Here is an 11,782-nt window from a genome sequence, read left to right on the forward strand (position 1 = left end):
TCAATAAGAATCTATGTGGAGTAAAACAATTGTACAGCTGTTCTTGTTGCTGTGGTTTCTTGCAACAGGACAATATGTACATGCAGAAGACACAACATCGGTAAGTTTCAGCTATAGTAAACAAAGATTAGGCGATAGAGAAGTTTTGTTATCGATGAGGATCAACATTAAACCAGGTGTTAAATTGTTTGCTCTGCAGAAGAAAGAAGATGATGTCTTGTTCTCAACAGTAAGCTTCGATTCGTCTGCCAACAAATATTTATCCGGCCTGATTGCTGAAAAAGGAATAAGGAAAACAGAGCTTGATGCAAGAACACAGGTACAGGTAGAGTATTTTTCGGATTCACTTGTGTGGGAACAGAAGATCAATGCAAATGAAGCCGACAGTTTTTTAGTAAAAGGAACTGTCAGCTACCTGTTTGCAAAAGGCGATGAATATATTCCCGGTGAACAAGCCTTTAAGTTTTTCATCAAACCTGAACAAACAGTTGCAAACAACAGCACAGATGGCAGCAGTTCTGTAGCCAACAGATCACTGCTCTGGATTTTCTTGGCAGCCTTTGGCGGTGGTTTATTAGCACTGCTTACACCTTGTGTGTATTCCATGATACCCGTTACCGTTAGCTTTTTTACCAAACGCAGCAAAACAAAAGCTGAAGGTATCCGCAATGCATTGTACTACGCAGCATCCATTGTTGTGATCTTTACATTACTGGGTTTTTTAGTCACGCTCATCTTTGGCCCGGCAGCATTGAATAATCTTGCAACCAACTGGATCGCTAATCTTATATTTTTTGCATTGTTCCTGATCTTTGGGTTTTCCTTTCTTGGTGCATTTGAAATTACACTACCATCAAGCTGGACAAACAAAAGTGATGCAAAAGCAAGCGCAGGGAGTTTTCTCGGTATTTTCTTTATGGCATTAACATTGGTGCTGGTTTCTTTTTCCTGCACTGGTCCCATCATTGGAAATCTGTTAGTGCTTGCATCAAAGGGGAGTTATTTTGGTCCACTCGTTGGTATGCTTGGTTTTTCTACTGCATTGGCATTGCCCTTTGCATTGTTTGCATTCTTTCCAAGTAAATTAAATGTGTTAGGTAAAGCAGGCGGTTGGCTCAATGCTGTAAAAGTAACTTTAGGTTTTTTAGAGCTTGCACTTGCATTAAAATTTTTATCAAACGCCGATCTTGTAAAAGGATGGCGAATATTGGATAGAGAAGTATTTATAACACTATGGGTCGTCATTTTCGTTTTGCTAGGTGTTTATCTTTTAGGTAAACTGAAGTTTCATCATGATGATGAATTGCCAAAGAACGATTTTGGCCTTCCATATCTCACTGTTACAAGGTTGATGTTTGCCATTACTGCATTTGCATTTGCAGTGTATATGATCCCCGGTTTGTTTGGTGCGCCATTAAAAAGCATCAGCGCCTTTGTTCCGCCAATGGGTACACAGGATTTTGTAATAGGTGCTGGCTCTCATTCAACATCTTCAACTAATACAACAACAAGCGAACAACCGCACCCTTCAAGGTATTATGAGCAAATGAAAATGTATGAGCCGGAAGTGGTAACAAAGTATGGTATGGTTACGTATTTTGATTATGACGAAGCCTTAGCAGTTGCACGCAAACTAAAGAAACCCTTGATGCTTGACTTTACTGGTATCAATTGTGTGAATTGTCGTAAAATGGAAGGGCAGGTGGAGCGATGCAGAAGTAATGAAAAGATTAAAGGAAGATTTTGTAATTGTATCCCTCTATGTTGATGTGCAGAATATTGACTTGCAGGAGAACGAACAATACTTTTCCAAAGCATTGAATAAACAAGTTGAAACATTGGGCGATAAGAATGCTGATCTTCAGGTCACCACGTATGGCGCCAATTCACAACCCTACTATTTCTTCCTCGATGCCAATGAAAAGCGATTGGTGACTGAGGGATACGGTTATGATCCGGATATTCAAAAGTTTAAAGAACTGCTGGATACTGTAAAAGAAAAACACAAAGCAACGCTCTAAGAAAAAAGATAAAGATGGAAAAAGAATTAACAATGAATACAGTGGCTGTTGACTGTGGCTGCTTCAATACAGTTTCATCATTACCTGATCAACTGGAAAGAAAGTTCAGGCATCTCTGGGGATTGGTGGGCAACACACCTATGCTGGAGATCGCTTACAAATACAAAGACGAATGCAGAAAGATCTATGTGAAGTGTGAGAACTATAATCTCACCGGCAGCATTAAAGATCGCATGGCCTTATACATTTTACAACAAGCTTATCATCAGAATAAAATCAAACCAAGCGATATAATTGTTGAAGCAACCAGTGGTAACACCGGTATTGCTTTTAGTGCAATCGGCAAAGCGTTAGGACATCAAGTAAAGATCATTATGCCCAACTGGTTGAGCAAGGAACGCATTGACATTATTAAAAGTTTAGGTGCTGATGTATTGCTCATCAGCAAAGAAGAAGGCGGCTTTTTGGGAAGTATTGCATTAAGCGAAAAAATGGCGGCAGAAGATGCAAGTGTTTTTTTACCACAGCAATTTGATAATCTTTACAATGCTGATGCGCATGAAAAAACAACTGCTAAAGAGATATGGATGCAGTTGCAATCTGTAGATATTACGCCCGATGCATTTATTTCAGGTGTAGGCACCTGGTGGTACAGTGATGGGTATGGGACAATATTTACGCAAACGCAATCCAAACATAAAAATACATCCACTGGAACCTGCAGAATCACCAACTTACTCTCTACCGGTTACAAAGTTGGTTCGCATCGCATACAAGGCATTTCGGATGAATTTATCCCGGCTATTGTAAAACTCGATAAACTCGATAAAGTAGTAAAAGCATCTGATGGTGATTCTATCATTATGGCACAAAAGCTGGCAAAGCAATTAGGATTAGCAGTCGGCATTTCTTCCGGTGCAAATTTCTTAGGTGCCATTCAACTACAAAATGAAATGGGGGCTGATAAAGTAGTGGTGACGGTATTCAGTGACAGTAACAAAAAATACCTGAGCACCGATCTGATGAAAGAAGAACCTGTAAAAAATAGTTATCTATCTCCCGGTGTGGAGCTGATGGATTATAAAGCAATTGATCGTTTATGATTTTGGTTTAATTGATAAGTTTTCTCATGTTGATTATACCCGGAGGAAGGTGTCTACCTTCTTCCTCCTTTTCAACAAATAGGCATCTTACTTTGTTTCTTAGTGCATCAGGCACATTGTTACACAACATGAATTGATTATGAGTAAAAATCAAATTGAAAAAGTACATTGTTTGATTATTGGATCGGGCCCGGCAGGTTACACCGCCGCTATTTATGCATCAAGAGCCATGAAGCAGATAGTGTAATCATTTGCACAGGCGCAAGTGCAAAATGGCTTGGATTGGAAAGCGAGCAACGTCTCAACGGTTACGGTGTAAGTGCATGTGCTGTGTGTGATGGTTTCTTTTTCCGTGGGAAAGAAGTTGCCATTGTTGGTGCAGGTGATACTGCAGCTGAAGAAGCATTATACCTCAGCAAACTTTGTTCTACCGTGCATATGCTCATTCGTAAAGATGCCATGCGTGCAAGTAAAGTAATGCAGGATCGTGTAATGAATACGCCAAATATTAAAGTTTACTGGAACACTGAAACCATCGAAATACTTGGCGATAACAAAGTAGATGGTATGAAAGTATTGAACAATAAAACAAATGAGGAGTCAGTAATTCCTGTTCAAGGTTTTTTTGTGGCCATTGGTCACGAACCCAATTCAGCCATCTTCAAAGATTTTATTGATATGGATGAGGCTGGCTACATTAAAACTATTCCGGTACATCTAAAACAAATGTGGAAGCTGTATTTGCGGGTGGAGATGTGCAGGATAAAATTTATCGACAGGCAGTAACTGCTGCAGGAAGTGGTTGTATGGCCGCATTGGATGCAGAAAGGTATTTAGCTGTTAATTCATCTAAAGTCAATAGGAATCTCGACTTGATACAGGAAGTTACAGGAGGTAAATAGCCTTTTTTGTGGTATTTGATTTTAGAATGCCATATTTTATTCAACAGGTTTTTCCATAGGAAAAATCTGATAAACGTCGAATGTATATTTTTTTGATAGTAATGCCTTTACTGGCAAGCTCACCACCTTAATACTGAAGGGTCAGCAAGAGAAAATATAATAATTGTTGCACTAATATATCAACCTTGTAATATAAACTAACAATTAAATGACAAAGATTTTAATTACTGGTGCGGCGGGACAGATAGGTGCTGAATTGACGATTTCTTTGCGAACAAAATATGGAAGTAACAATGTACTGGCAACTGATATCAGAGAGCCTGCGGATGCTGCTTTGGTGCTGGATGGGCCTTTTGAAATTCTTGATGCATTGGATAGAGCTAAATTGGTAAAGCTGGTGAGGGGCTTTAAAGCCAATCGTATTTATCACCTGAGTGAGATTTTAAGTGCAACGGATGAAAAATATCCAGTTGGCAGTTGGGATCTGAATATGCAATCACTGTTGAATGTTTTGGACGTAGCAAGAGAAGAACACCTAGAGCGTGTGTTCTGGCCTTCCTCCATTGCTGTTTTTGGCAAGGGCTCAAAAAAGGTAAAGTGCGGACAATTTGATATACAACATCCTTCCACTGTTGATGGCATTAGCAAGAGTGCTGGTGAGTTATGGTGTAATTATTATTTTGAAAAGTATGCTGTTGATGTAAGGAGCATCCGTTACCCCGGGCTGATCTCTTACAAAACATTACCTGGTGGTGGAACTACTGATTATGCTGCTCATATTTATTATAAAGCTGTTATTGAAAAAAATATACCTGCTATCTGAAAGAAAACACAAGGTTGCCTATGATGTATATGGATGATGCGATACGTGCAACGCTTGAATTAATGGAAGCTGATGCGGCAAAGTTGAGCATTCGTACTTCTTATAATTTAAGTGCAATGGATTTTACGCCTGGTGAAATCGCTTCTTCAATCAAAGAAAATATTGAAGAGTTTACAATGCAATATGCGCCCGACTACCGACAGCAAATAGCAGATAGCTGGCCGGCAAACATGGATGACTATTATGCGACTAGAGATTGGGGCTGGAAACCGGCATACAATTTAAAAGCTATGACAAAGGATATGCTTATGCATCTAAGTGGTGCATTTATTAATAATTACTATTAAGGTGACTGGTGGGTCGATAGTTGATATCCGATACTGGTAACGAATGGTGCGTAGTTTAATTCAATAACCCAAACCAGCGTTTATGAAGAACATACCAAAACAACCCGCAGCCGAACCTTTTTAGGTGATTGTATTCAACTGTATTAAGACATGCTTGTAAAAAATTGAAATCTGCAAGAAAGAAAAGCTGAGTGAGGAAGAACGCATACAGGTTTGTTTTGAGGTTGCCGGTGTTTATAAGGAAAAACTTAATACAGCGGTACGTTATTATGCCTTTGCAAGCAAATGTGATGAGATCTTTTTCTTTACGAAAGTGAAACCACTGTTTACAGTAAATGTGAAATTTTATACGTACTACTATCATCTGATTTTGTTTAAGACAAAAGAAATTGAAGCAGATAAAATTGAGCTTGAGAGTTTTTACAAACGCCAATTGCAACGAAAGGAGAAATTGCGGAAAGAGCATCCTGAATTTTATGAGTACGTACAGGAACAGCATGCGTACGCAAATGCACAATGGTTTACCAGGCATACGAGCAGCAAGGACAGCAGTTTGTTTGATGCATTGATGGGGAGATGGCTTGCAATTGAAAAATTTGAAGATCATCTGAAAGGGGTTATGAAAAGAGAGTTGTGAAGGAAAATAAACTGCACTATCTGCTTGTAAAGCATTTGCAAAACGAGTAAATTTATAGCTGCATCTTCGCTATTTGAATTTAAACGCTAAGAAACTGTGGGGAAAGGGAGCAATTCGGTTAGCAAGGCGAAAAGTGAAAGATAACATATTGTGTTTTAAGTAATAAGAGTGGATGGGAAAGTCCCGTCCGGTCCGCAAAAGGCTTCGAAGAAATTCGGAGCTTTTTTGTTTTAGATCCTATTTCTGCGCAATGTTTTTTCAGAATAATTTTTTCAAAACTTTGTTCAGTTAAACAGAAGAGCTCTATTTCATCTCCACTGCAATCTTCGCTGCCAGTCTTGCATTATTAATCACCAGCGCAATATTTGCTTCGAGACTTTCGCCATGTGTATGATCAGCGATGTATTTTAATAAGAACGGTGTAACTTCTTTACCGGTGATCTTTTGTTGTTCAGCTGCAGCCAATGCTTTCTGAATATGTACTTCCATAATATCGGCAGGTACCTCATCTGAAGCAGGGATGGGGTTTGCAATCAACACAGATCCGTTTAAACCTGCTAGCCATTTTGTTTTCAGCAGTTCTGCAATTTCTTTGGCTGTATCTAAACGAAGAGGTGAACATACTCCACTATTACGTGAATAAAAACTGGGGAATTCATCCTGGCCATATGTAATGACAGGAATTCCTTTTGTTTCCATATACTCCAGCGTTAAGGCAATATCTAAAATTGATTTTACTCCTGCTGATACAACGGCCACATTGGTTTGTGTCATTTCCGTTAAGTCCGCTGAAATATCCATGCTGTTTTCTGCGCCACGATGTACACCACCTGTTCCTCCTGTTGCAAAGATGCTGATACCGGCCATGGATGCAATCCGCATGGTTGATGCGACAGTTGTTGCACCGGGTAAGTTTTTACTGAGTACAAAAGGCATGTCACGCAGACTCACTTTCCATACATTTTTTCTTTACCAAAAAACTGAAGTTGATCTGCTGAAAGACCCACACAACATTTCCCATCTTTAATAGCAATGGTTGCAGGTACTGCTCCTTCTTTTCTTACAGCCTCCTCAACAGCCAATGCCGTTTCCACATTTTTGGGATAAGGCATGCCATGTGAAATAATGGTTGATTCCAATGCAACAATGGGCAATCCTTTCTGTATTGCATCTGCCACTTCGGGCTGTATGTTCAGTAAAGCATTCATTTAAGAAGGATAGTATTTCGAAACGAGTTGTAAAATTTCCTGCTGTGTACGGTGTGTAACAATTGAACCATTCACCTGTAATATTTCAGCTGAAAGTGTATGTGCCAGTTTTAAACATTCAATATCATCTTTGCCCAAATGTTTACCCAGCAGGTAACCTGATAATGAACCATCACCTGCACCGGTACAATCAACTACTTCAATGGATGGTGCATGCAGGTGTAAGCGGTGTTCTTTTGTATTTAATACTGAACCGTGTTTGCCATTGTGCAGCCATACATTTTCTACACCTTTCTGCATCAGCTCTTCTATCTGCTTATCAACAAAGGTTGCAGCTTCAGAACAGAGTACAGGTAATTCATCTTCATTGGGAGTAATGAGATGAAGCCCTTTTAAATTGATTCCGTTTAATTTTCTTGCAGGAGGAACAGAAACCGGTTCAATTACAAATGGAATTCCTGTTTCATTGCTGAATGAAAGCAACCACTCAACTGTATCGATATTAATATTCGCATCAGCCAGTAAATAAGATGCCGTGCTTAATAAATTTTTATGCTGTTCAAGATGAGCGGGAGTAATTAAGTGAATGGCAGAGTTGGTTAAGAAGGCAGAAAACAAAGATCCGTCAACACTTAATATGCCGGTGTATTTTCCCGAAAGACCTTCTTTTGTAATGGAAGCATCTAACTGCACACCTGCATTAGTGCAAACCTGCTTTAGCCAGTCGCCATCACTGTCGTTGCCAAATACGCTGATTAGTTGAACAGGAACATCGAGCAGGGCCAGCTGATGTGCAATGTTTCTTGCCACTCCTCCGGCAGTTTTGGTAACATTGGCTTCATTGGTAGTGGCAAGGAGCATTTCCCCCGAAGCGTGAAAAAGTTCATCTATTAAAGCAGCACCGATACAAACAACAGGTTTTGACATAGCGCAAATCTATGAAAGACAGGCAGTAAAGTTTTCAAAAACCTGTGGAAGAATTTTGGAAAAAGCTGCATGGCTTTTTTTACGCACAAAAGAGTCTGAATACAATGTGGATAGTTCGGGTTTTATAAATCTGCTGCTTTCTTTAATTTACATGCATTAACCTCAATACCTTAACATGACCGGCTTACCAGGAACAAATCTGAAGAATATCTACATCATCAATGGCGAATATTTCAGCCTTGAACAGTTATCTGCTGAGCAACAAAAGCAAATTGAAGAAAACGGCGACCGCCGTGCCTATTCTGCTTACAGGTCAACTCTCTTAGAAGCATACGGTGAAGATCTCGAAGCAAACATTTTTATCAATACCGACAGGGTGCCGCATGAATTAAAAGTGTTTGATAAAAACAACCAGGCATTAACAAGGGAGCGGAGACAGTTGCGGTAATAGTAAAGGTTTTTTCTCAAATTAAAACGTTTCTCAATTTCATCATTCTGCTATAAGTATGGCATACCTGCCACAGCCAGATCAATGGCGCAAAAAATCAACTCCGTGTTTATGCAAATGGTAAAGCCGGATGCAGTAAATTGTGCCGTTTAAAAATCAGCCGGGCCGGCTATGTTGTATTTGCCTGTTGCTTTTTTTAAGATTGTATTTAACATCGTTCTTCCATATTTAAAATAACGTGTATGAAATTCCGTAACATCACCGCTTTTGCATTCATCTTCAGTTTCAGTTTCAGTATCCTTTTTACAACTGTGTATGCACAGGACAATCAATTAACAAAAAAAGAAAAGAAAGAAGGCTGGCAATTATTGTTTGATGGAAAAACAACTGCCGGATGGAAAGGAGCATTCATTAATGACTTTCCTGCAAAAGGATGGAAAATTGAAGATGGCGTTTTAATGGTTGAGCCATCCAATGGCGGAGAGTCGACCAACGGTGGAGATATTGTAACACTGAAGGAGTATGATAATTTTGAATTAACTGTTGATTTTAAATTAACAGCAGGTGCCAACAGCGGCATCAAATATTTTGTTGATGCAAAGCAGGCAACTCCCACAAGCCCACGTTCTGCTTTTGGGTTAGAATTTCAGATACTGGATGATGTTAGACATCCTGATGCCAAGCTTGGAAAAAACGGTAACCGTACCATTTCTTCACTGTATGATTTGATTCCAGCCATCAGCAGCAAACCTTCCAAAGAAATTGGTGAATGCAACACAGCAAAAATTGTTTCAAACGGAAATCATGTTGAGCATTGGCTGAATGGTGTAATGGTTCTTACATACGAACGTGGCAGCGAAGCATTCAAAGCATTGGTGTCAGGCAGCAAGTATGCAACTATACCCGGCTTTGGTTTAAATGCCAAAGGACGCATTCTGTTGCAGGATCATGGCAATAAAGTATTTTTTAAAAATGTGAAAATCAAAGAAACAAAGTTTGTACCCGATACTCGCAACGGAAAATTGCTGAAAGAAATACCCGGTGTTGTATCCTATACATTCAGAAACAGTTTTTCAAAAGATGTTGCTGCAACACTCGACAGTATTAAATCAATGGGCATGGTGAATGTTGAATTTTCCAACCTGTTTGGAAGAACAGCAGCCGAAATAAAACAACTGCTCGATGCAAGGGGAATGCGCTGCACTTCTTTTGGTGTAAGCTATCCTGATTTGATGAGCAACACAGAGAAGGTTGCTGAAAATGCAAAAACACTGGGCGCTTCTTTTGTAAGAGTGGCCTGGATACCGCATGATAAAGTTCCCTTTACACTTGATATTGCTAAAAAAGCAGTTGATGATTTTAATACAGCCGGTAAATTCTTAAAAGAGAAGTATGGACTTACGTTCTGCTATCATAATCATGGCTATGAATTTCAGCCTTATGAAAACGGAACTTATTTTGATTATATCGTGGCAAATACCAATCCTGACTATGTAAGTTTTGAGATGGATATTTTATGGGTATTTCATCCGGGGAAAGATCCGGTGGAGCTGCTGAAAAAATATCCCACCCGTTTTAAACTGATGCATGTAAAAGATTTACGTAAAGGAGTGGCCCATGATTTTACAGGTGGTACTCCTGTGTACAATGATGTAGCATTAGGATCAGGGCAAATTGATATTGCGGCGGTGATAAAAACGGCAATAAAATATTCAGCTATTCAGTATTATTATATTGAAGATGAAAGCAACGATGTAAACATACAGGTGCCTGTAAGTTTAGCCATATTAAAGGCTCTTCAATAAAGAGCCTTTACATTCGTTCAATCGTCAATATTTAAACTTCATCAATTCTTAGCAGCAATGGAACATTAAAAACCAATGCTGTTGCCACCGTCAACAGGTAGTATTACCCCTGTAATATATTTGGCAGCATCACTAGCTAAAAACAAAGCGGCTTCTCCAATATCAACCGGCTGCCCCATGTGTCCCATTGGTGTTCTTCCAAACACTTTTGCTTTACGTTCGGGATCACTGTCTAACGCTTTTTCTGTCATGGCTGAATAAATAAAGCCCGGAGCAATTGCATTTACACGAATTCCTTTAGGCGATAATTCAACCGCCATTGCTCTTGTCATTCCATCAATGGCAGTTTTGCTTGCACTGTACGCAATTACTTTTGGCAGGCCGTATTGTGCGGCCATTGAACTGATGTTGATGATATTGCCCGAACCTCTTACCAGCATATGCTTTACCACTTCACGGCTCATGGAAAATACAGCTGTTACATTGGTAGTAATGATATTCTGAAACTCATCATCGGTTACTTCTGTAAATTCTTTTTTTCTGATTGATGCCTGCATTGTTTACCAAGATATCAATCCGGCCAAACTGTTTTAAAACACTGTCAACAAAAGCAGGAATGGATGATAAATTACTTACATCGCAGGTAACAGCATGGCAGTTTTCGCCCAGCTGTTCTTTGGCTTTGTTCAGTTTTTCTTTATCTCTTCCTGCAATGATTGTTATAATGCCATTCTGCAGAAATTTTTCAGCGATGGCATAGCCCAGGCCTGAACCACCACCTGTAACGATGGCTACTTTTCTTTCATTAGCTGTCATTTGTAAAATGTATTTATTGGTTGGTTATAAACTGAGGAATTAATGGCGAAGCCCGGCAGGCTGTTTGTTTCGTTTGTAAATATAGAAAGTCTGCGGTAGAACCATTTTTTTTCAGTGCGAACGATTGCTTAACCGGCATGGGTATGAAGTTAATTCTTAGCTTCGTAATACGCAAGGTCCCAAGGTGGAGACATTGGGAAAAAAAGGTGTAGACTTGCTGTGAAATAATTTTTTTCTTATGTATCGATATATTAATATTAGTGTTTTAATGTGCCTGGTCTTTAGCTCGTGTAACTACAAATTTATGGTAAGCAAAGACAGGGTCTACAATACAAGGGAGGGATATTTAGTTTTTTTTAACCGACAAAAAATATTTATTCCCAAAAAAGAGATTGATAAGAATGATCTTTTCAAGTCCAAATTTAAAAGAGCAGGTTACCTTGTTGAATTTGAGAAAGAAGAAAATGTTCTTTATCAAATTGCTAAAAAATATATAATCGATTACGAATATGTCAATGAAAATCGATCTGTTTTTGTACGAGATACTATTAGAGTTCTCCCTGTCAAGGTCGGGTCTATACCTTATAAATACAAGATCAAGAGAGGCAAAGAAGGAATTCTATCTATTCGATACAATAACACCTTATTCAAGGTCGCATATTTTAGTACAAACAATGAAGCAGTATGGTCTGTATCACCTTTACTTAGTGATGATATAAAAGAAGCATCTAGGTTTTATCAGTAA

Annotated in this window: 8 protein-coding genes and 4 pseudogenes; 9 read left to right on the forward strand and 3 right to left on the reverse strand. The window is 39.1% G+C overall.

Translation table 11 applies throughout. The features are described from left to right. Positions 1 to 13 precede the first annotated feature (13 nt). The 6 genes and pseudogenes from IPK31_13835 to IPK31_13860 all read left to right on the forward strand — a co-directional run bounded on the left by IPK31_13835 (position 14) and on the right by IPK31_13860 (position 5,833). A complete protein-coding gene (locus IPK31_13835; GenBank protein ID MBK8088930.1) occupies positions 14 to 1,768 on the forward strand; it encodes a thioredoxin family protein in 1,755 nt (584 codons plus the stop codon). Continuing rightward, positions 1,722 to 2,021, forward strand: a complete 300-nt coding sequence (locus IPK31_13840; protein MBK8088931.1) for a hypothetical protein — start codon at positions 1,722 to 1,724, stop codon at positions 2,019 to 2,021. Before IPK31_13835 ends, IPK31_13840 begins: the two co-directional genes overlap by 47 nt. A 14-nt stretch (positions 2,022 to 2,035) precedes the next feature. Then, on the forward strand, positions 2,036 to 3,124 hold the full coding sequence (locus IPK31_13845; GenBank protein MBK8088932.1) for a cysteine synthase family protein: 1,089 nt from the start codon (positions 2,036 to 2,038) through the stop codon (positions 3,122 to 3,124). Positions 3,125 to 3,263: 139 nt separating this feature from the next. Beyond that, positions 3,264 to 4,026, forward strand: a pseudogene (locus IPK31_13850) (FAD-dependent oxidoreductase). A gap of 208 nt (positions 4,027 to 4,234) precedes the next feature. After that, a pseudogene (locus tag IPK31_13855) lies at positions 4,235 to 5,196 on the forward strand (NAD-dependent epimerase/dehydratase family protein). A gap of 313 nt (positions 5,197 to 5,509) precedes the next feature. Further along, entirely contained in the window at positions 5,510 to 5,833 is a 324-nt protein-coding gene (locus IPK31_13860; protein MBK8088933.1) for a hypothetical protein, read from the forward strand. Positions 5,834 to 6,136: 303 nt separating this feature from the next. On the opposite strand, the pseudogene IPK31_13865 reads toward IPK31_13860, so the two are convergent. Beyond that, positions 6,137 to 7,041, reverse strand: a pseudogene (locus IPK31_13865) (pseudouridine-5'-phosphate glycosidase). Then, entirely contained in the window at positions 7,042 to 7,968 is a 927-nt protein-coding gene (locus tag IPK31_13870) for a hypothetical protein (protein MBK8088934.1), read from the reverse strand. A gap of 175 nt (positions 7,969 to 8,143) precedes the next feature. Between IPK31_13870 and IPK31_13875 the strand changes: the two genes are divergently transcribed. Both IPK31_13875 and IPK31_13880 read left to right on the forward strand, forming a co-directional pair. Beyond that, positions 8,144 to 8,416, forward strand: a complete 273-nt coding sequence (locus IPK31_13875; GenBank protein MBK8088935.1) for a hypothetical protein — start codon at positions 8,144 to 8,146, stop codon at positions 8,414 to 8,416. Between the two features lie 242 nt (positions 8,417 to 8,658). Continuing rightward, the gene (locus IPK31_13880) at positions 8,659 to 10,221 is read left to right on the forward strand and encodes a DUF1080 domain-containing protein (protein ID MBK8088936.1); all 1,563 of its coding nucleotides are present in this window, start codon (positions 8,659 to 8,661) and stop codon (positions 10,219 to 10,221) included. A 65-nt stretch (positions 10,222 to 10,286) separates the two neighbouring features. Here IPK31_13880 and IPK31_13885 read toward each other — a convergent pair. After that, positions 10,287 to 11,037, reverse strand: a pseudogene (locus IPK31_13885) (SDR family oxidoreductase). A 304-nt stretch (positions 11,038 to 11,341) separates the two neighbouring features. On the opposite strand from IPK31_13885, the gene IPK31_13890 reads away from it, so the two are divergent. Then, complete coding sequence (locus IPK31_13890; GenBank protein MBK8088937.1) at positions 11,342 to 11,782, forward strand: hypothetical protein; 441 nt, start codon at positions 11,342 to 11,344, stop codon at positions 11,780 to 11,782.

Source organism: Chitinophagaceae bacterium (assembly GCA_016713085.1).
Lineage (GTDB): Bacteria > Bacteroidota > Bacteroidia > Chitinophagales > Chitinophagaceae > Lacibacter.